This is a genomic window from Streptomyces sp. NPDC046870 (assembly GCF_040704595.1).
Lineage (GTDB): Bacteria > Actinomycetota > Actinomycetes > Streptomycetales > Streptomycetaceae > Streptomyces > Streptomyces argyrophylli.
On the sequence record NZ_JBEYXM010000001.1, the window covers coordinates 339,413 to 360,491 of the forward strand.

Here is a 21,079-nt window from a genome sequence, read left to right on the forward strand (position 1 = left end):
TGATGGCTTCCGCATCCTCCCGGGCCGCCGAACGTCCCGGTTCCACGGACCCCTTCGTCCGCCTGGCCGACATCCTGGCCGAGGCGTCCCACGGGGTGCGCCCCACCCCGCTGGAGCTGGCCGAACTGCTCTGGCTGGCCCGGCACATGACACGCGAGGCCGGCGACGACGCCTGCGCCGGCCCCGCCGCACCGGCCCCCGCCGGGCCCGGGGTCCCGGAGCGGGAAGCCCCGGCCCCGCCCCCTGCGCCGGGGGAGCCGGTGCGGGAACCGGAGGCCGCCGCCGACCCGCCCTCCCGCGTCCCCCTGCACCTGCCCGCCCGCCGTCCCGCCCCGGCGGCGGAGCGGTCCCACACCCCGCTCCTGGCCCCGGCGCCCCCGATGCTGCGCCACCCGCTCGCGCTGCAACGCGCGCTGCGCCCCCTGGGACGCCGGGTGGAGGCGCCCGTGGGCCTGGAACCGGACGAGCCGGCGACCGCCGACCGCATCGCCCGCCTCGGCGCCGACCCCGCCTGGTGGCTGCCGGTGCTGCGCCCCGCACGGGAACGCTGGCTGCGCCTGAACCTGGTTCACGACACCGGCCCCACCATGCCGGTCTGGCGGCCCCTGGTCCGCGAACTGCACACGGTGCTCGCCCAGTCCGGCGCCTTCCGCACGGTCGCCCTGCACCGCGCCACCGCCGACGGCACCGTGCACGGCCCGCACGCCCCCGCCGACGGCCGTACCGTCACCCTCCTGATCAGCGACTGCATGGGCCCGCAGTGGCGGGAGGGCCCCGCCGGCACCCGCTGGTTCGCCACCCTGCACCGCTGGGCGCGCCGGATGCCCCTGGCCGTCGTCCAACCGCTCCCGGAACACCTGTGGCGGGACACCGCCCTGCCCACCGTCCCGGGCACCCTGTCGGCCCCGCACCCCGCCGCCCCCACGGCGACGCTCGCGTTCACCCCGTACGGGCCGCCCGAGCCCGCCGTGTCCGGCGGCGCGGTCCCGCTCCCCGTGCTGGAGCCGGAGCCACGATGGCTCGCGCACTGGGCCGGGCTGCTCGCGTCCCCGGGCGGCGGGGGATTCCCGGGCGCCGCCGCCCGGTTGGGGCGCCCGCTGCCGGCGGACGCCGAGGACCGTACGGACGTCGGGCTGCTGTCCGCCGAGGAACTGGTCCTGCGGTTCCGGGCGACCGCCTCCCCGGAGGCGGTCCGGCTGGCCGGCCATCTCGCGGTGGGCCGCCCCGACCTGCCGGTGATGCGCCTGGTCCAGGCCGCCGTCGAACCCGATCCGCGCCCCCGGCACCTGGCCGAGGTGATCGTCAGCGGGATGCTCACCACCGCCCCGGACGGCCCGCCCGGCTCCTACGCCTTCCGGGACGGCGTACGCGAGCTGCTGCTGCTCGGCCTGCCCCGCACCGACCGCCACCGCACCACCGGACTCCTCCGGAGCGTGGGCGAGTTCATCGACCGCAGGGCGGGCCGGGCACCGGGCGAGTTCCGGGCGTCGGTCCCGGCCGCGGGGGGTGCGGGGACGGCCGCGGAGGGCGATCCCTTCGCCACGGTCAGCGAGGACAGCGTCCGGCGGCTGACCGCGGACGGCGCCGGGAGGCTGTTCGCGGGGCGGTACCGGCTGCTGCGGCAGGCCGAGGACACGGGCGGCACGGGCTGGTTGGCGCGGGACACCCGGGACGGTGACACGCTCGTCGTGCTGCGCCGGTATCCGCCGGGACCCTCCCCCGCCGCCTTCCTGGACCTCGGCCGGCGCCTCGGCGAGGTGCGCCACCCCGGGATCGCACCGGTGCGGGACCACGGCGTCGCCGACGGATCCCCGTACCTGGTCCGGGAGTCCGTCGCCGGCCCGACCCTGCGCCGGCGCCTCCGGGACGCCCCGGACGGCCTGCCCGCCGAGGAGGTCCGCGCACTGCTCCCGCCGCTGGCCGAGGCGGTCCTCGCCCTGCACGAGCAGGACGGGCCGCGCGGCGTGCTGACCACGCGCTCGGTCGTGCTCACCGCCGGCGGGCCGGTGCTCACCTGTCTGGACTCCGCGCCGCTGGTCCACGGGGACCGGCAGGAGGCGCTCCGGGCGCTCGGGGGCATCGCGCGCGCCCTGTATCCCGACGCCTCCGACGCGCTCGGAACGGAGCTGGCCCCGGCCGTCGCCGCGCTCCTCTCCGGCAGCCCGGAGGAACAGCGACGCGGCGCCGGGCGGCTGCTGCGGCTGGGGCGGGGGCAGAGCGAGCCGGCCGGAGCGGCCGCCGGCCGGGCCGAGATCCACTTCACCGCCGACGGGCTCACCGGCCGCCCGGAAGCCCGCATCACGCTCGAGGCCACCGTGCACGAGATCCTCGCGCGCGGCTCCCTGGGCCCCCGGCGGTACGAGGCGGAGGTCCGCCCGGACGGCTACCTGGTGCGCACCGCGCCCGGCGCCTATCTCCTGCCGGTCCTCGTCGCCGTGCTGCGCGAACTCCCCCAGGCGCTCGCGCGGCTGACCGACCCGCCGCGGCTGCGGGTGACGTTCGGCCGGCCGCCCGTCCGGCCGCCGGAGGAAGCCGCGGACGTGGTGGTCGTCGTACCGCCCGCCCTGTACGACGACTTCGCCGCCAGCTCCGCCGCCCGGCGCGCGCAGCGGTTTTGGCCGCTGTTCCGCGACAGCGCCCCGGACAGCCCGCCGGCCGCCTGGTACTGCCCGCTCGGGCCGGGGTCCGCCGAACCCGGGGAACGGGATCTGGTGCGGGGCCCGTTCATCACGGCCGACCTGCGCGGGCTGGGCGTGCCCACACCGGGGCGCACGGCCGTCGTCCACACCCGGCCCGGCGGCCCCCTGGCGCTGCTCGACCCGATCCGCCCCTACGGCACGCGTCCGCCCCGCCCGGAGACGTACTACACGGTCGACCTCACCCCGCACGAGACCCGGGAGATCGTGTCCCTGCCGAGTTCCGGCAAGGGCGCGTTCACCGCCGCGGTGGAACTGTCCTGGCGGGTCGACGATCCGGTGGCGTTCGTCCGCGCCGAGGCCACCGGTGTCTCCGCGATCCTGCTGGAGCACCTGCGCGGCGCGGCGGCCCCCGTCACGCGCCGCTATCCGCCGCGCCGGGCGGGCGCGGCCCAGCGGGCGGTGAACGCCGCGGTGGACGACTGGCCGGTACCGGGACTGGCGGTGTCGTACGCCGTGCAGCTGGTCCCCGAGTGGGCGCCCGCGCCGGCCACGGAGCCACCGGTCCCGTCCCGGCGGCGGCTGGCGGCGCTGCTCTCGGGCGCCGAGACGGTGCTGGTCGGCTTCGACGGGCCCCTAGTCCGGCTGTTCCCGGGGCAGACGGCCCGGGAGGCCGTCCTCGACCTGCTGTCCGTCGTCTCCGACCACCGCGATCCGCCGGACGCGCTCACGGGCCGGCCGCTGCCCGTCGCGGGCGTCCCCGGCCGGGAGGCGTTCACGCACCCGCTGGACCTGCTGCGCGCCTTCGCCCACGACGGGCTCGGCCCGCTGCTGCGGGCGCGGCTCGACGAGCTGGAGCTGCGGGCCGTGCCGGACGCGCCCACGACCCACCGCTCCCTCGCGCTCGTGCGTGCCCTGCACCGGTCCGGCCGCCGGGTCTGTGTGGTGACGGACGTGTCCACCCAGGCCGTCCACCGCTGCCTGGAGCCCCACCGGCTGCCCCTCGCGGGCGTCCACGGCCGCCGTGCCGACCTCAGCCTGCTCACGCCGCACCCCGACTGTCTGCTGCGCGCCCTGGGCGCCGCCGGCACGCCGGCCCGTTCCTGCGTGCTGATCAGCTCCTCGGTCGCCGAGCTCACCGCCGCCCAGCAGCTCGGCCTCCGCTTCGTCGGCTACGCGCCCACCGCCGCCGGCCGGCGCCTCCTGCGCGAGGGCGGCAGCGAGGTCACGGTCTCCTCCCTCGAACCGCTGGAGGAGGCCCTTCGCGCCCGCTGACACGCCGACACTCCGCAGCGGCCGGGAAATACGCCCGTTCGGCGGCACCCCGCCCGGCGGCCCAGGAAAGGCGTCCGCTCCCGGGCGCGCGCAGGATTCCAGTGAGCCCGCCGGACAGGCGGGGAGCTCAAGGCCCGCGCACTCGGGAGGATCCGCCGTGACCGTCGACCTGGAGCGGCTGCGCCGCTGTCACTTCGCCGTCGACCTCGGGGCGGCCCGCACCCGGGTGTATGTGAAGGGCTCCGGTCTGGTCGTGGACCAGCCCTCGGTCGCCGCCGTGAACACCCGTACCGGCGCGCTGATCGCCGTGGGCGAGTTCGCGGAGAGGATGACGGGGCGCACCCCGGACTACATCAGGGTCGTACGGCCCATCGCCGGGGGCACGGTGGTGGACATCGAGATGGCCCAGCGGATGCTGCGGCACCTGCTCGGCGACAGGATGCGCCGGGCGCTGCGCCGCAAGCCCCGGCTGCGGGCGGCGGCCTGCGCCCCCTACGACGCCGACCCGCTGGCCCGGCGCGCCACGACGGAGACGCTGGTGGGGCTGGGGGCCAGGCGGGTGGAGCTGGTCGACACGCTGATCGCCGCCGCGGTGGGGTGCGGGCTGCCGGTGGAGCGGCCCGAGGCCACCATGGTGATGGTGTGCGGGGCGGCGGCGACCCAGGTCGCGGTGCTCTCGCTGGGCTCCATCGTCACCGCCGAGCGGATTCCGGTGGGCGGCGAGGCCGTGGACCACGCGATCGTGCAGCATCTGCGGCACGCGCACGCGCTCATGCTGCCCAGCCAGGCGGTACGGCCGCTGCAGGTGGCCCTGTCCGGCAACGGGCTGACGCCGCACGGTCCGGCGTCGACCGAGATCCACGGCCGGGACGTGGCGACGGGGCTGGCGCGCAGTGTGCGCGTGGACACCGCCGCCGTGCGCGACGCGATCCAGACGCCGCTGACGGCCGTCCTGGACGCCATCGGCAAGGTGCTGCGCGAGTGCCCGCCGGACCTGGTGGCCGACCTCGCCGACCGCGGGATCGTGATGGTCGGCGGTTCGGCGCTGCTGCCCGGGTTCGACCAGATGCTGCGGCGGGCCACCGGGATGCCGGTGCACATCGCCGAACGGCCGGACGTCTGCGCGGCCCAGGGCCTGGGCGCCATGCTGGAGGGCCGGATCGAACCGCTGGCCCTGGACCCGCTCGCCGCCTGAGCCCGCCCGGGGCGTGCCGTCAGCGGGGCAGGTAGGCGCGGATCGTCGTGCCCTCCGGGCCGGTGTGCGTGCGCACCAGGTCCGCCACCAGGTTGACCAGCAGCAGTCCGCGTCCGCCCCGCTGGTCGCGGGTGGCGGGGCGGCGGCCGGCCAGCGGGTCGGCGAGGCGGCCCTTGTCGCGGACCTCGCAGAGCACGTACCCGTCCTCGGGCCACACGGTGAGGGTGCCGGTGCCGCCGCCGTGGACGACGCTGTTCGTGGTCAGCTCGGCGGTGATCAGCGCCAGGTTCTCCAGGCCCAGACCGGTCAGGCCCAGCCGGGCGCCGTGATCGGTGGCCAGGTGCCGTACGGCGGACAGGGAGTCCTCGTCGAAGGAGAGGCGCAGCACGCCGGGGCCGGCGTCGGGGGCGGCCGGCAGCGGCTCGTTGTAGCGGGTGACCACGCCGTCGGGGTCGTAGGCCGTGCTGGCCCGTTCGGTGCCGGAGCCTTCCGGGATGACGACCGGGTGGGTGGCGTGCGCGTCGGCGAGCGCCCGCTCGTCCAGGCGCGCGGTGTCGTACGGGCACAGGATGGTGACCTCGCGGCCCGAGAACGCGGCGTTGATGAGCGCCTCGTGCTGGGCGCAGGCCGGGTACTCGGCCGGGCTGCGGTCCGCCCAGACCGGCTCGCCGATGATGTGGACCCGGCGGCCGGGCCGCTGGGCGTCGGCGAAGGCGCGCAGCACACCGGGGATGATCCGGCCGGGGTTGCGTCCGGCCTCCCGCATGTCCAGGAAGCGCACGGCGGCGCCGTCGGCGCCCAGCTCGTCCTTGATCAGCCGCAGGTTCTCGCCGGGGACGGCGACCGCGACCGGCTCGCCGGCCGTCAGCGCGGCCCGGACGAACGGCACGGTGCCGGCGATGTACTCCCGCGCGTCGGCGTAGAAGAGCGCGGGATGCACGAAGGGGTCCACGGGGCCGGTCGTGGCGGTCATGACGTCCGCACCTCGATCCCCGGCAGACCGGGCCACAGCAGGTCCAGTATCCGTGGCAGGGCGCCCGGGGGGCGGTCCAGCACCAGACGCCGGTGCCCGCTGAGGCCGCGGGCGGCGGCAGCAAGTGCGCCGGCGCCCGCGACGTCGACGAAGGTCAGTGCGGAAAGCTCCAAGTAAGACACGTCCTCGCCCTCGCGAACGGCCCGCTCCAGCGCGCGCTCCCAGATGCCGCGCGTGCGCAGGCTCACCTCCCCCGCCGCCCGGAAGCCGCTTCGTCCGGTCAACGGGGACACGTCGAGCCGCGGTGCCGCGGGCGCCGGCCTCGGCACGACGGCCGGCCGGGGCCGCGCCGGTTCAGCTGCGTTCACGCCGTCTCCCCGCCGCACGGTTCCATGAGTGCCCAGTATGCGCCTCGGCTCCCCTGAAAGGGGTGCGGGTCCGCGCGGAGGGCGAGGGTGCGCGTGCTCACGGGCGACCGCCGAGGCCGTACGCGCGGGTGGCGCCGGCGACCGGGGCGGTAGGGCGGTCAGTACGGCAGGATGCGCCCGGAGGGGGTCCTGCGGTCGATCTCCTGCCCGCGCGGCGCGGCGGGCCGCCGGCTGACACGTACCCGGATCCGACGGTCCATGACGCCCTCCTGCTGCCGACACCGCCCGGCTGCGCGCCGGTAGGAGGTCCGTGCCCAGGACATGAGCGGTTCAAGCCTGGACCGGCTCAAGTCTTCTCGCCGGCGCGGTGGTTGACGGTGGCCGGCCCGGGTTCCCGGCCCCCGCGTCGAGCGGAGGGCCCGGCGAGGACGCCGTGAGGTGACGGTCGTTCAGCTCAGCAGTACCTGTCCTCGGCCCGCGTGTACCCGTCCGAGTAGCCGTCGGCGTAACCACGCGCGTAAGAGCCGTTGTTCCTGGCGAAGTTGTTGCTGCCGCGGCTCTTCTCGCAGTCGTCCTTGGCGTCGGACCACCCGGCACGGAACCCGGCCTTGTAACCCTGCCGGTAGCTGTTGTCCCGCTGGAGCGTGGTGGTGACGCCGGCGTGCGTTCCGTTCGGCGACGCCGCCTGCGCCTGCTGGATGCCGACGGGGCCCAGGGCGAGAGTGGCGGCGACGAGGGTGGTACCGAGGACGGCGGACCGCTTGCAGTGGCTTGCACGCATGACCTGCCCCCTTTGACTTCTAGGTCACTTTCGGTCACTTTCCACCCTAATCACCCTGGTAACTCTCGCAACTGGCCGCACTCCAGTTGCACGGGGCCTCCGGGCCGTGCCCGAGTTCCGCCCGCCCGGGGCTCGTTGAGGGCAGCCCCCTCCGACGGGAGGGGGCTGTCGCTTTCTCGCAGCTGAAAACGTTCCTGCGCCGAAGCGCCTCGGTGGGGCGGGTGGGACTCGAACCCACGGCCGACGGATCATTGATCGTTACCGATCCCCCTCCGGCTTCTCCGTCTGCCACAGGGCGACGACTTAGTGTGAGGAGAGAGACCCGGTGCGGCTCTGTCCGTGAATCGCCGACGACGGCCCTGCGGTACCCGCCCGATGCGCCATGCTTGGACGCCCGTACGGCACAGCGCGCCTCGCCCGGCCTGTCGGCGCGAAGCGTGGCGTTTCCCTCGACGAGGTGCACTGCTCAGTGAAGTCCGGAAAGTCGACCCTCGCGGCATGGCTCCACCGCCTCGGCGCCGAAGACTTGGAGCAGGTACTCGCGGCACGGCCGGACGCCGTGTCCCCGCCGGAGCCGCGCTCGGTGAGCGAACTGGCCGAACGCCTGCAACGCCCGGGCTCGGTCGCGCTCGCGCTGCCTCGACTCACACTGCCCGCCCTGCAGGCAGCCGAGGCACTGGCGGCACTGAGTGCGCCGACGTCTCGGGAGGCCCTGACGGACCTGCTGGACGCGACGGTGGACGAGACCGCACGCGGCCTGGAAGCGGCGCTCCAGACGCTGTCCACGTATGCGCTGGTCTGGCCGGACGGCGAGGGAACACTGCGCATGGCCACGCCCCTGCGGCAGGCTTGGGACACGCCGCTCGGACTGGACCAGCCGCTGGCGACGCTGTTGAAGGACACGACCTCCGAGGAGTTGCGCCGCATGCTCACGGCTCTGGGCGTGCGGCCTCCCGGCACCAAGCCGCAGCGCCTCGCGTCGCTCGTGGAACACCACAGCGACCCGGCACGCGTCGCCGCGGTGGTCGCACGGGCACCGGCCGAGACCCGGAAACTACTGGAACGCAAGGCGGACCCCGCGTACCGACCGCAGGCATTCGTCCTCTTCGGGGGGCAGTCCACCCCTGATACGGGTGCTCACTGGGCGCTGGAGCGGGGACTGCTGGTCCAGGGTCGATACGGCTACGGCCCTGTACGGATGCCCGCCGAGGTGGCGCTCGCGCTGCGCGGGCCAGGCTGGCATGCTCCGTTCGACGCCACGCCACCCGTCACACCTCTGGTACCCGTCTCCCCGGCGGAGGTCGACAGTGAGGCGTCCGCCGCAGCCACGGCCTTCGCCGCCCACGCCGCCTCGGTCCTGTCGGTGTGTGCGACGACTCCACCCGCCCGGTTGAAGTCCGGCGGTGTCGGGACCCGCGAACTGGCCAGGATCGGCAAGGCGGCACGATGCGAGGAGCCCGTCGTACGCCTCACCCTTGAGACGGCGTACAAGGCCGGTCTCATGGCCCGTGACGGGGATCGGGTCGCGACGACGGACGCCTACGACACCTGGGCCGAGTCAGAGCCCGCAGAGCGACTTCCGGTCTTGCTGCACGCTTGGTGGGCACTTGGACTCACCCCCACGCAGGCCCGCGACAACGACGACAAGGCGCTGCCCGCCCTGGCCGCAACACCGTCCTGCGCCGGCTGCCTCCATGCCCGGAAGGGGCTGCTCACCGCCGCTTCCCTGCTCCCGGCCGGGCAGGGCGCGAAGAACGCAGCCGAGCTGGGTCCTCTTGGCCACTGGTCACGACCCCTCGCCGAGGCGCTGCCACAGGACGCGACGCCGTTCGCCACCGTGATCCGCGAGGCGGAGCTGCTCGGTATCCTCGCTCGCGGTGCGCTGTCCCCGATCGGCGCCGCCCTGCTGGCCGACAGCACCGAGGAACTGGCCGACGCCTGCCACCGCCTCCTTCCCACCGCCACCACTACGGCCCGCTTCGGCAGCGACCTGACCGCCGTCGTCACCGGCACACCCGCCGCACGGCTGGTCACGCTGCTGGACTCGGTCGCCGACCGGGAGACCAGCGGCACGGCCTCGCTGTGGCGGTTCAGCCCGGCGAGCCTCCGCCGCGCCCTGGACGCCGGCCATAGCCCGGACTCCATCGAGGCCGATTTGGCCGCCGTCGCCGCGGGCCCGCTGCCCCAGCCCCTGTCCTACCTGATCACGGACACGGCACGCAGCCACGGCCGGATCCGCATCGCCTCCGCCGCCTGCGTCATCCACGGCGAGGAACCCGCCCTCCTCTCCGAGATCGCCATCCACCGCAAACTCTCCGGACTGGGCCTGCGGCACCTTGCCCCGACCGTCCTCGTCAGCCGTACCCCGCTGGAGAAAACCCTCGCCGCACTGCGGAACGAGGGATACGCGCCGGTCGCGGAGACAACCGACGGAACCGTGCGCGTCGAACGACTCCGCAGCCCCCGGGCGACCGCGCCGGTACCACCTCCGCGCAGAGCGGTCAGCAGGCCCAGCACCTCATCCCGTACGACCGCCACCCCGAAGCAGGCCGAGCCGGCCGAGCTGGCCACCCGACTCGCGGGCGCCCCACTGGCCCATCCCGCCCCCGATCCCGGCAACAGCATCCCCTTCGCCACCGATACCGAAGAAATCATCGCCGGATACGCGCCCCACATCCCCCACGCCGATGTCCGTCAACTCGCCCACGCCGTGGACAGTGGAACGGCGGTCACCATCGAGTACGTCGCCACCACGGGCAGCCGCACGATCCGCACCGTCAGCGGCCTCGACCTCGACCCTCCGTATCTGTACGCCTGGTGTCATCTACGCGATGCGGAGCGGGTGTTCACCCTGTCGCGGATCCACGGGGTGATGCCCCCGGCATGACGCCCGGACAGTGGGCCAGGGCGTGCGAGGCGGCCGTACCCGCCCCGGAAGATCGTCGGCACTCGCATTCCGGCTGTTCCGCTGGGACACCGAATGAGCGGCACCGTCGTCGTCGACAGCCCGGGGTAGTAACATGTACTACATGGAGACCACTGCCCGCGAGTTCAACCAGAAGTCCTCGCAGATCCTTGCCGCCGCGGCCCGTGGCGAGACCGTCACGGTCACCAAGAACGGCACCCCGGTGGCTCGGGTCGTACCGATAAGCGACACCGACATCCCCCCGTACCCGACCGACCCCATGGGGGACCTCGACCTGCCCGACCTCGGCCTGCCCGATCTCACCGACGACGAGATCGAGGACACGCTCAAGGGGATGGGCGCGTGACCCTGGTCGCCATCGCCGACACCAACGGCCTGTACCGCCTGCTCGACCCGAACCTCACCGGACACCAGGAGCACAGGAAGGCACTGGCAGCGACCAGCCACCTGGTCATCTCCCCCCTTGTGTTGGCCGAGCTGGACTACCTGATCGCGACACGCGCCGGAGCACGCAAAGCCCTGGCGGCGGCCCGGTTCATCGAGCGCAACGTAGCGACGCGCCGATTCGAGGTGCCGCCTGTCAGCACGCACCTGAGTGCGGCGATCGCGGTCGCAGAAGGGTACGCCGACGCCGACGGCGGCAAAGGAATCGGACTGACCGACGCGATGAACGTCGCCCTGGCCGCCGCCTACCGCACCGACGCCCTGCTCACCACCGACCATCACTTCCGCATGGTCCGCCCCCTGACCGGCCATCCCGCCTTCCGGCTCCTACCCGACGACCTGTAGCCCGCACCGCTACGCGACACCCAGCATCAGCACGAGCCGACCACGTCGGTGCGGCGCGCTCCTGGCACGGTCGCTTCTGTCAGAGCGCGGCGAAGATCGCGCCCCCGCGCCACATCCGCGCCGCCCTCCACCTCGCCCGCCGCGGTGTGCGCCGGTCAGTGCCGTCCACAACATCCCATCGCCACCGCCCTGTTGCGCCGCCTGGGTGGCACCTGGCCTACGTGGCGCTTGAAAGCCAACGTGCCACTTCCGGGCTGCCACCCACCACCGCACATCGACTGCCGTCGGATGTCGGCATGGGGCACCGGCGTTACGGCTTCAGCTGCTGCGTTCGGTTCCGCGACCCTGGCCACGTGACGCGCCCCTTGCCCGGATCGCAGGGGCGGACACCTCGAGTTCGGACAACTTCCCCGACGATCCCGTTGCCCCTCGAACCGGCCACACCACCCTGCAGCCAGTTCCACACCCTCGCGTCCACTGTGCGTCCACTGAGTCGTGTCACTGCAGGTCAGAGCCCTGTCAGAAGCAGCTGGGCGATCCTCGACAGCTTCCGACAGCGCCCCTGAGCAGCGGATTCTCTCCGTTGGGCCGGAGTTCATGATCTCCCTGCCAAGAAGAGACGTTCCGCAGGCCAGAAGCCTGCGTGGTGGGGCGGGTGGGACTCGAACCCACGGCCGACGGATTATGAGTCCGCTGCTCTAACCGGCTGAGCTACCGCCCCATAGCGGCGTGTCGCGTACAAGTGTGCGCGCCGTCTGCCGCAGCATAGCCGCTCATACGATCTCCTGCCTCGGATGGTCGGCTTCCGCGCTGCCCATGACCGTGAGGACAGCGCCGCAGGCCGCGGCGGTTCCCGGGGACATGAAAAAGGACCCCGGAGGGGTCCTCGTTCAGCGCTCCCCCGACTGGACTCGAACCAGTAACCTGCCGGTTAACAGCCGGCTGCTCTGCCAATTGAGCTACGGAGGACCGAAGCTCCCCCGACTGGACTCGAACCAGTAACCTGCCGGTTAACAGCCGGCTGCTCTGCCAATTGAGCTACGGAGGATCGCCTCGTTTGCATCGAACGTACCTACCTGGGTATTCGCCAGGGGGCGGGCGCTCGCTGCGACACATACATTAGCGCAAGCAGGGGGGTGCTCCGCCAATCGGTATCCCCGGCGCCAGCGCGGTACCAGAAACCTACGCACGGGAAGGGTGGCAGCCATGCGCTACCGGCTCACATTCCTCGCCGGACTGGCCCTCGGTTACGTACTCGGCACGAGGGCCGGTCGCGAGCGCTACGAGCAGCTGAAGAAGTCGGCCCGCCGGATCGCGCAGAACCCCGCGGTGCGCAACACCGCCGAGACGGCGGCCCAGCAGGGCCGCGTCTACGCGGGCAAGGCCCTGCACACGGTCAGCGACAAGGTCGGCGACCGGGTCCCGGAGTCGGTGGCCCACCCCGTGCGCTCCCTGCGCGACCGCAACGGCGCCGGCAGGACCGAGGACGACTGGGGCACGAGCAACACGTGAGGGCCACTCCCCGGAATGCGGCAAAATTCTCCGCATGGGGATAGTCGCCGGCTTGGACAGCTCACCGGACTTCACACGCATCGTGGTCTGCGACACGGACACCGGTGCCGTACTACGGCAGGGGTACGCCCCGCACCCGGTCGAGGGCCGGCCCAGCGACATCGATCCGCAGGCCTGGCTGCTCTCACTCGGTGAGGCGGCCGGCGGCGGTCTGCTGGAGGGCGTGCAGGCCATCGGCGTGTCGGCCCAGCAGAACGCGGTGATCCCGCTCGACGCCCAGGGCAACACCGTGCGTCCCGCGATGGTCGGCGGCGACAAGCGCGCCCAGGTCGCGGCCGCCGACCTCGTGGACGCGCTCGGCGGCCGGGAGGCCTGGGCGCAGGCGGTCGGATCCGTCCCGCAGGCGGCCCAGCCGATCACCAAGCTGCGCTGGCTCGCGAAGAACGAGCCCGAGAACGCGCTGCGCACGGCCGTCCTGCTCCAGGCCCACGACTGGCTCGTGTGGCAGCTGCTCGGGCGGCCCGTGCGGCGGACCACCGACCGCGGCGGGGCCTCCGGCACCGGCTACTGGTCGGCGGCCACCGGCGCCTACCGGCCCGACCTGGTCGAGCTGGCCCTCGGTCACCAGGCGGTGCTGCCGGAGGTGATCGGCCCGTCCGACGCGGCCGGTACGACCCCGGAGGGTCTGCTGATCTCCGCCGGCACCGGGGAGACCATGGCCGCCGCGTTCGGGCTCGGCATCGGGCTGGGGGACGCGGTCGTGTCCCTCGGGGCGTCCGGCTCCGTGATGGCCGTGCACCCCGAGGCGCTCACCGACCAGTCCGGGATGATCACCTCCCTCGCCGACGCCACCGGCATGCACCTGCCGGTCGTCACCACCCTCAACGCCGTACGCGCCCTGCGCGGCGCCGCCGAGCTGCTCGGCCTGCCGGATCTGGAGAGCCTGTCCGAGCTGGCGATGAAGTCCACGCCGGGCGCGCACGGGCTGGTGCTGCTGCCGTACCTGGAGGGTGAGCGGACGCCGAACCTGCCGCACACCGCGGGAACCCTCGCGGGGCTGCGACGCGAGTCGATGAAGCCGGAGCACCTGGCGCGGGCCGCGTTCGAGGGCATGCTGTGCGGGCTGGCCGACGCGCTCGACGTGCTGCGCGGGCGGGGCGTGGACGTGCGCCGGATCTTCCTGCTCGGCCCGGCCGCCGAGCTGCCCGCCGTACAGGCATCGGCGCCCTCGCTGTTCGGCGCGCAGGTCGTCGTACCGCAGCCCGCGGACTACACGGCGATCGGCGCGGCCCGGCAGGCGGCCTGGGCGCTCGGTGTGTCGCAGGGCACACTCGACCCGCGCACCCCGCCGGCCTGGCAGGGCGCGGCGGCTCAGGTGCTGGAGCCCGGCGAGGAGCTGGCCGTGGGCCAGGCGGTGCGTCAGCAGTACACGGCCGTGCGGGAGCAGACCCATCCGGGGGCCTTCCGCTCGTGAGGACCGGCGGTGGATTAAACAGTTGAGGTAACGCCGGTGGAGTGTCCGACGATAGGGGCCAAGGGCAACCGACCAGCCCCTGTCGCCGACTCCGAGAGACGTAGCGTGCTCATACGACTTCTGCGGACCTATCTCAGGCCCTACAAGAAACCCATCGCCCTGCTGGTGGCGCTGCAGTTCCTGCAGACCTGCGCCACCCTCTACCTGCCCACCCTGAACGCGGACATCATCGACAACGGTGTCGTGAAGGGTGACACCGGTTACATCCTGTCCTTCGGCGCCCTGATGATCGGCATCTCGCTGGTGCAGGTGGTCTGCAACATCGGTGCCGTGTACTACGGCGCCCGGACCGCCTCCGCGCTCGGCAGGGATGTGCGCGGCGCCGTCTTCGACCGGGTCCAGTCGTTCTCCGCGCGTGAGGTGGGTCACTTCGGGGCGCCCTCGCTCATCACCCGTACGACGAACGACGTGCAGCAGGTCCAGATGCTGGTCCTGCTGTCGTTCACCCTGATGGTGTCGGCGCCCATCATGTGCGTGGGCGGCATCGTGCTGGCCCTCGGACTGGACGTGCCGCTGTCGGGGGTACTGGTCGCGGTGGTGCCGGTGCTCGGCGTCTCGGTGACGCTCATCGTGCGCCGGCTGCGCCCGCTGTTCCGCGCGATGCAGGTCCGGCTCGACACGGTGAACCGGGTGCTGCGCGAGCAGATCACCGGCAACCGGGTGATCCGCGCCTTCGTCCGGGACGAGTACGAGCAGGGCCGGTTCGGGGAGGCCAACGGCGAGCTGACCGGCATGCAGCTGGCCACCGGCCGGCTGCTGGCCCTGATGTTCCCGATCGTCATGACGGTGGTGAACCTGTCGTCCATCGCGGTGGTGTGGTTCGGCGCCCACCGGATCGACAGCGGCGGGATGGCCATCGGTGACCTCACCGCGTTCCTCGCCTATCTGATGCAGATCGTCATGTCCGTGATGATGGCCACCTTCATGTTCATGATGGTGCCGCGCGCGGAGGTGTGCGCCGAACGCATCCAGGACGTCCTCGGGACCGATTCGAGCGTCGTACCGCCGGCGGCCCCGGTCACCGAGCTGCGGGCGCACGGGCACCTGGAGATCCGGGGTGCGGGCTTCCGCTACCCGGGTGCCGAGGAGCCGGTGCTGAAGTCCATCGACCTGGTGGCCCGGCCGGGGCAGACGACCGCCGTGATCGGTTCCACCGGCAGCGGCAAGTCGACCCTGCTGGGCCTGGTCCCCCGGCTGTTCGACGCCACCGAGGGCGAGGTCCTGGTGGACGGCGTCGACGTCCGCGAGATCGAGCAGCACCTGCTCGCCCGGACGGTCGGGCTCGTGCCGCAGAAGCCGTACCTCTTCGCGGGCACCGTCGCGACCAACCTGCGGTACGGCAACCCGGACGCCACCGACGAGGAGCTGTGGCACGCGCTGGAGGTGGCCCAGGCCGCCGACTTCGTGCGGAAGCTGGAGGGCGGCCTGGACGCGCCGATCGCGCAAGGAGGCACCAACGTCTCCGGTGGCCAGCGGCAGCGGCTCGCCATCGCCCGCACGCTGGTGCAGCGCCCGGAGATCTACCTCTTCGACGACTCCTTCTCCGCGCTGGACTACGCCACGGACGCGGCCCTGCGCGCCGCGCTCGCCCGGGAGACCGCCGAGGCGACCGTCCTGATCGTCGCCCAGCGGGTGGCGACCATCCGGGACGCGGACCGGATCATCGTGCTGGACGAGGGCCGGGTGGTCGGTTCCGGCCGGCACGCCGAGCTGATGGCATCCAATGAGACCTACCGGGAGATCGTGCTCTCCCAGCTGACGGAAGCGGAGGCCGCCTGATGGCCGGGCCCATGGGACGCATGATGGCCGGGGGCGGCCCCGACCAGCGCTCGATGGACTTCAAGGGGTCGGGCAAACGGCTCGTCGCCCAGTTCAGACCGGAACGCCTCACGATCTACGGCCTGCTGCTGTGCGTGGTCGTCAGCGTGAGCCTGAGCGTGATCGGCCCGAAGATCCTCGGCCGGGCCACCGACCTGGTGTTCGCGGGCATCGTGGGCCGGCGCTTCCCGGCCGGCGCCACCAAGGAGCAGGTCCTGGACTCCCTGCGCGAGCGTGGCCAGGGCCGCATCGCGGACGTGCTCGGGGGCACCGACTTCACGCCCGGCAAGGGCATCGACTTCGACGCCGTCGGGCACGTCCTGCTGCTCGCGCTCGGTGTGTTCCTGGTCGCCGGCCTGCTGATGGCGGTCGCGACGCGGCTGGTCAACCGGGCCGTGAACCGCACGATGTACCGGCTGCGCAAGGACGTGCAGGCGAAGCTGTCGCGGCTGCCGCTGTCGTACTTCGACAAGCGCCAGCGCGGTGAGGTGCTGTCCCGGGCGACCAACGACATCGACAACATCGGGCAGACGCTCCAGCAGTCGATGGGCCAGCTGATCAACTCGGTGCTGACCATCGTCGGCGTGCTCGTGGTGATGTTCTGGGTGTCCTGGCTGCTGGCACTGGTGGCGCTGGTCACCGTACCGCTGTCGTTCGTGGTCGCCACCCGGGTCGGCAAGCGGTCGCAGCCGCACTTCGTGCAGCAGTGGCGCTCCACCGGCCAACTGAACGCGCACATCGAGGAGATGTACACCGGGCACACCCTGGTGAAGGTGTTCGGGCGGCAGGAGGAGTCGGCGCGGCAGTTCGCCGAGCAGAACGAGGCGCTGTACCAGGCCGCGTTCAAGGCGCAGTTCCACAGCGGTGTGATGCAGCCGCTGATGATGTTCGTGTCGAACCTGAACTACGTGCTGGTGGCGGTCGTCGGCGGTCTGCGGGTCGCGTCCGGCGCCCTGTCCATCGGCGACGTGCAGGCCTTCATCCAGTACTCGCGGCAGTTCTCGATGCCGCTGACGCAGGTCGCGTCGATGGCGAACCTGGTGCAGTCCGGTGTCGCCTCGGCCGAGCGGGTCTTCGAACTCCTGGACGCGGAGGAGCAGGAGGCGGATCCGGTGCCGGGCGAGCGGCCCGGGGAGCTGCGCGGGCGGGTGCGCCTGGAGCACGTGTCGTTCCGGTACGACCCCGAGAAGCCGCTGATCGAGGACCTGTCGCTCACGGTGGAACCGGGGCACACGGTGGCGATCGTCGGCCCGACCGGCGCGGGCAAGACCACGCTGGTCAACCTGCTGATGCGGTTCTACGACGTCACCGGTGGCCGGATCACCCTGGACGGGGTCGACATCCGGAGCATGACCCGGGACGAGCTGCGGGCCGGGATCGGCATGGTGCTCCAGGACACCTGGCTGTTCGGCGGCACCATCGCGGAGAACATCGCCTACGGCGCCTCCCGCGAGGTCACGCGCGGGGAGATCGAGGATGCGGCCCGGGCGGCCCACGCGGACCGCTTCATCCGCACCCTGCCCGACGGCTACGACACCGTGATCGACGACGAGGGCACGGGCGTCAGCGCCGGTGAGAAGCAGCTGATCACCATCGCGCGGGCGTTCCTGTCCGACCCGGTGATCCTGGTGCTGGACGAGGCGACGAGCTCCGTGGACACGCGGACGGAGGTGCTGATCCAGAAGGCGATGGCCAAGCTGGCGGCCGGCCGCACGTCGTTCGTGATCGCGCACCGGCTGTCGACCATCCGGGACGCGGACACCATCCTCGTGATGGAGAACGGCTCGATCGTCGAACAGGGCGCGCACGAGGAGCTGTTGGCGGCGGACGGGGCCTACGCCCGGCTGTACAAGGCGCAGTTCGCGCAGGCGGTGGCCGAGGTCGACTAGGGACTTTCGTCCGGATCAGGCCTGATCCAAACGAGAGGCCCTGGGCCCCGGCCACGGGGGGCCGCTGCGCGGCGGCGGCCCCCTCAGTCCAGGTAGCCCCGCAACTGGTCCGCGAACGCGTGGTCCCGGAGCTTGTTCAGCGTCTTGGACTCGATCTGCCGTATCCGTTCGCGGGTCACGCCGAAGATGCGGCCTATCTCCTCCAGGGTGCGCGGGCGGCCGTCGACCAGGCCGTACCGGAGCTGGACGACCTTCCGCTCGCGCTCCCCCAGCGTGGACAGCACCGCTTCCAGGTGCTCGCGCAGCAGCAGGAAGGCGGCGGACTCGACGGGGCTCGCCGCGTCGCCGTCCTCGATGAGGTCGCCGAGGGCGACGTCGTCCTCCTCGCCGACCGGGGCGTGCAGCGACACCGGCTCCTGGGCGAGCCGCAGCACCTCGCCGACCCGCTCGGGCGGCAGGTCCAGATGGGCGCCGACCTCCTCCGCCGTCGGCTCGTAGCCGCGCTCCTGGAGCATACGCCGCTGGACCCGCACCACCCGGTTGATCAGCTCCACGACGTGGACCGGCACCCGGATGGTGCGGGCCTGGTCGGCGAGCGCGCGCGACATGGCCTGCCGGATCCACCAGGTGGCGTAGGTGGAGAACTTGTAGCCGCGTGCGTAGTCGAACTTCTCCACGGCCCGGATGAGCCCGAGGTTGCCCTCCTGGACGAGGTCGAGCATGGTCAGGCCCCGGCCGACGTACCTCTTGGCCACGGACACGACGAGCCGCAGGTTCGCCTCGATGAGCCGGCGCTTGGCCATGCGGCCCATGACGACGAGCCGGTCCAGGTCCAGCGCGAGTGCGCTGTCCAGGTCGGGGGTGGTGCCGAGCTTCTCCTCCGCGAACAGGCCGGCCTCCACCCGGCGGGCCAGTTCCACCTCCTCGGCGGCGGTGAGCAGCGGGATGCGGCCGATCTCGCGCAGGTACTGGCGGAACAGGTCGGCGGAGGGCCCGCCGGATTCGACCCGGGCGACGGCCGGGACCTCGACGGGTTCCTCGGGTTCGTCCGCGAGCGCATCGGCGGGCGGCTCCGCCTCGGGATGCAGGCCGGCACGGCTCTGCGGGGGCACGGCCGCGAGGACGTCCGCCTCCGCGTCCGGGTCGTCAGCGGTGATGACGGTGGCGCTGGTGCTGCTGTCGGTCTGGGTGAGGGTCTGGGTCTGCACGGGGGCGACCTCCAGGATGATCGCTGCTGAAGGTGTGCGGCAGCGTGCGCTCCGAGGCTCGGGCACCGCCCCCAGTGTGGAGTACGACACAAGTCCGCCACGAGGGGCGTGCGGTGACTTTTTGCGTCCGGTCCGTCACCGGCCGGTCATCTGTCCCGCCGGACTATGCGACGGGCAACTGCGGGGCACTGGATGACGGAACAGCTCGGGTCGCTCACCGCACGGGCCGGCGCCATCGCCGCCCCCGGCGTCACAGCGCCTCCGCGCCCCGTTCGCGCAGTGCCTGGTCGTACTGCTGGAGGATCCAGAGTTCGTTCTGTACGGCGGCCAGCTGGGCCGGGTCGCCGGCGGTGGACAGGCGGGTCATCTGGGACTGGATGTCGCGGATGCGGCGTTCCACGGCACGGCGGCGGATCTGGACGAGGACCGTGCCGGCGTACGTCTCGTCCACCGTGCGGCGCAGGATCGGCTCGACCGCCAGTTCGGTCACCATCGCGCGCACGGTGTCGTCGGGCGCGGCCTCACGGACGCGGACCAGGTACTCCTGCGGGTCCGGGACGCCGTACTCGGCGCCGCCCGCCTCCGCGACGGCCTGCCGCACGGCGGCGTACGGCGGGGCGGTGAACTCGTCCACGCCGTAGGCGTCGAAGGCCGGGGAGACCAGTTCGGGGCGCTGGAGGGCGAGTTTGAGCAGTTCGCGTTCGGCGGCGAAGACCGGGTTGCGCAGGGTCAGGGCGGGCCCGGAGCGGGCGGGGCGCGGCGTCTGTGTCCACTGGTCGTCGGCCGGGCGGCGCCGGTCCTGCTGCTGGGGGCCCTTGCCGTCGCGGGCCCAGCGGGCCAGCTGGGCCACCCGGCGGACCACGAACTGGGTGTCGAGGATGCCGAGCATGCCGGCCAGCTCGACGGCGACCTCGTGCTGGGCGCCGCTGTTCTTGATCCGGGCGACGATCGGCGCGGCCTCGTCCAGCGCCGCCGCGCGGCCCGCCGGGGTGTCGAGGTCGTAGCGGCTCACGATCTGGCGGAGCGCGAACTCGAAGAGGGGCGTGCGCGGTTCGACGAGGTCGGCCACGGCCTCGTCGCCCTTGGCGAGGCGCAGTTCGCAGGGGTCCATGCCGTCCGGGGCGATGGCGATGTACGTCTCGGCGGCGAACTTCTGGTCGTCCTCGAAGGCGCGCAGGGCGGCCTTCTGCCCGGCCGCGTCACCGTCGAAGGTGAAGATCACCCGGGCCGAGCCGTTGTCCATCAGCAGCCGGCGCAGGATCTTGATGTGGTCGCCGCCGAAGGCCGTGCCGCAGGTCGCGATGGCCGTGGTCACACCGGCGAGGTGGCAGGCCATGACGTCGGTGTAGCCCTCGACCACCACCGCGCGGCTGCTCTTGGCGATCTCCTTCTTCGCCAGGTCGATGCCGTACAGCACCTGGCTCTTGCGGTAGATCGGGGTGTCGGGCGTGTTGAGGTACTTCGGGCCGGTGTCGGCCTCGTACAGCTTGCGGGCGCCGAAGCCGACGACGTCGCCGCCGATGTCCCGGATCGGCCACATCAGCCGGCCCCGGAACCGGTCGATGGGTCCCCGGCGGCCCTCCTGGGCGAGGCCGGAGAGGACCAGCTCCTTGTCGGTGAAGCCCTTGCCGCGCAGGTAGCGGGTCAGGTGGTCCCAGCCCTGGGGGCTGTAGCCGACACCGAAGTGGACGGCGGCGGCCTGGTCGAAGCCGCGCTCGGCGAGGAAGACCCGGCCGGTCTCGGCCTCGGGGCTGGTGGCGAGCTGCTCGGCGTACCACTGGGCGGCGATCTTGTGCGCCTCGACCAGGCGGATGCGCTCACCGCGCTGGTGGGCCGGGTTGTACCCGCCCTCCTCGTACCGCAGCGTGATGCCGGCCTGCGCGGCCAGCCGCTCCACCGCCTCCGAGAAGGAGAGGTGGTCCACCTTCATCACGAAGGTGATGGTGTCGCCGCCCTCCTGGCAGCCGAAGCAGTGGAAGAGTCCCTTGCTGGGGCTGACCTGGAAGGACGGCGACTTCTCGTCATGGAACGGGCACAGGCCCTTGAGGTTGCCGCCGCCCGCGTTGCGCAGCTGGAGGTACTCGGAGACCACGGCGTCGATCGGGACCGCGTCCCGTACCGCCTTCACGTCCTCGTCGTTGATCCGTCCTGCCACGCGTGAATTCTACGGGGGCG

Annotated in this window: 14 protein-coding genes and 3 tRNA genes; 9 read left to right on the plus strand and 8 right to left on the minus strand. The window is 72.8% G+C overall.

The features are described from left to right. The first annotated feature begins 2 nt into the window (after positions 1–2). On the plus strand, positions 3–3,911 hold the full coding sequence (locus AB0946_RS01560; protein ID WP_366758629.1) for an SAV_2336 N-terminal domain-related protein: 3,909 nt from the start codon (positions 3–5) through the stop codon (positions 3,909–3,911). 157 nt (positions 3,912–4,068) lie between these two features. Next, positions 4,069–5,106, plus strand: a complete 1,038-nt coding sequence (locus AB0946_RS01565) for a rod shape-determining protein (RefSeq protein ID WP_366758630.1) — start codon at positions 4,069–4,071, stop codon at positions 5,104–5,106. Between the two features lie 19 nt (positions 5,107–5,125). Here AB0946_RS01565 and AB0946_RS01570 read toward each other — a convergent pair whose 3' ends face one another. The 3 genes from AB0946_RS01570 to AB0946_RS01580 form a co-directional block, all read right to left on the minus strand. Beyond that, positions 5,126–6,079 carry an anti-sigma factor RsbA family regulatory protein gene (locus AB0946_RS01570; RefSeq protein WP_366758631.1) on the minus strand — a complete coding sequence of 318 codons (954 nt, stop codon included), beginning with the start codon at positions 6,077–6,079 and terminating at the stop codon, positions 5,126–5,128. Beyond that, positions 6,076–6,372 (minus strand): STAS domain-containing protein, encoded by a 297-nt coding sequence (locus AB0946_RS01575; RefSeq protein ID WP_366759120.1) that lies wholly within the window; start codon positions 6,370–6,372, stop codon positions 6,076–6,078. Before AB0946_RS01575 ends, AB0946_RS01570 begins: the two co-directional genes overlap by 4 nt. Positions 6,373–6,901: 529 nt before the next feature. Beyond that, positions 6,902–7,228 (minus strand): hypothetical protein, encoded by a 327-nt coding sequence (locus AB0946_RS01580; RefSeq protein ID WP_366758632.1) that lies wholly within the window; start codon positions 7,226–7,228, stop codon positions 6,902–6,904. A gap of 469 nt (positions 7,229–7,697) precedes the next feature. Here AB0946_RS01580 and AB0946_RS01585 point away from each other — a divergent pair, with 469 nt between their 5' ends. From AB0946_RS01585 to AB0946_RS01595, 3 genes are all read left to right on the plus strand, one after another. Next, the gene (locus AB0946_RS01585) at positions 7,698–10,115 is read left to right on the plus strand and encodes a helicase C-terminal domain-containing protein (protein WP_366758633.1); all 2,418 of its coding nucleotides are present in this window, start codon (positions 7,698–7,700) and stop codon (positions 10,113–10,115) included. A gap of 142 nt (positions 10,116–10,257) precedes the next feature. Further along, on the plus strand, positions 10,258–10,500 hold the full coding sequence (locus AB0946_RS01590; protein ID WP_097222963.1) for a type II toxin-antitoxin system Phd/YefM family antitoxin: 243 nt from the start codon (positions 10,258–10,260) through the stop codon (positions 10,498–10,500). After that, positions 10,497–10,943 (plus strand): PIN domain-containing protein, encoded by a 447-nt coding sequence (locus AB0946_RS01595; protein WP_366758634.1) that lies wholly within the window; start codon positions 10,497–10,499, stop codon positions 10,941–10,943. Before AB0946_RS01590 ends, AB0946_RS01595 begins: the two co-directional genes overlap by 4 nt. A 644-nt stretch (positions 10,944–11,587) precedes the next feature. Here AB0946_RS01595 and AB0946_RS01600 read toward each other — a convergent pair. The 3 genes from AB0946_RS01600 to AB0946_RS01610 form a co-directional block, all read right to left on the minus strand. Next, a tRNA-Ile gene (locus AB0946_RS01600) sits at positions 11,588–11,664 on the minus strand. Between the two features lie 175 nt (positions 11,665–11,839). Next, a tRNA-Asn gene (locus tag AB0946_RS01605) sits at positions 11,840–11,912 on the minus strand. A 6-nt stretch (positions 11,913–11,918) separates the two neighbouring features. Continuing rightward, positions 11,919–11,991, minus strand: a tRNA-Asn gene (locus AB0946_RS01610). 158 nt (positions 11,992–12,149) lie between these two features. Between AB0946_RS01610 and AB0946_RS01615 the strand changes: the two genes are divergently transcribed. From AB0946_RS01615 to AB0946_RS01630, 4 genes are all read left to right on the plus strand, one after another. Continuing rightward, positions 12,150–12,455: a YtxH domain-containing protein gene (locus tag AB0946_RS01615; RefSeq protein ID WP_366758635.1), complete on the plus strand. Its 306-nt coding sequence runs from the start codon at positions 12,150–12,152 to the stop codon at positions 12,453–12,455. A 34-nt stretch (positions 12,456–12,489) separates the two neighbouring features. Further along, entirely contained in the window at positions 12,490–13,929 is a 1,440-nt protein-coding gene (locus tag AB0946_RS01620; RefSeq protein ID WP_366758636.1) for an FGGY family carbohydrate kinase, read from the plus strand. 105 nt (positions 13,930–14,034) lie between these two features. Continuing rightward, positions 14,035–15,768 (plus strand): ABC transporter ATP-binding protein, encoded by a 1,734-nt coding sequence (locus AB0946_RS01625; RefSeq protein ID WP_366758637.1) that lies wholly within the window; start codon positions 14,035–14,037, stop codon positions 15,766–15,768. Further along, positions 15,768–17,696, plus strand: a complete 1,929-nt coding sequence (locus tag AB0946_RS01630) for an ABC transporter ATP-binding protein (protein WP_366758638.1) — start codon at positions 15,768–15,770, stop codon at positions 17,694–17,696. Before AB0946_RS01625 ends, AB0946_RS01630 begins: the two co-directional genes overlap by 1 nt. Positions 17,697–17,779: 83 nt before the next feature. Here AB0946_RS01630 and AB0946_RS01635 read toward each other — a convergent pair whose 3' ends face one another. Together AB0946_RS01635 and dnaG are read right to left on the minus strand one after the other, a co-directional pair. Further along, complete coding sequence (locus tag AB0946_RS01635) at positions 17,780–18,994, minus strand: RNA polymerase sigma factor (RefSeq protein ID WP_366758639.1); 1,215 nt, start codon at positions 18,992–18,994, stop codon at positions 17,780–17,782. Positions 18,995–19,154: 160 nt separating this feature from the next. Further along, complete coding sequence (dnaG, locus tag AB0946_RS01640) at positions 19,155–21,059, minus strand: DNA primase (RefSeq protein ID WP_366758640.1); 1,905 nt, start codon at positions 21,057–21,059, stop codon at positions 19,155–19,157. Positions 21,060–21,079: the final 20 nt, after the last annotated feature.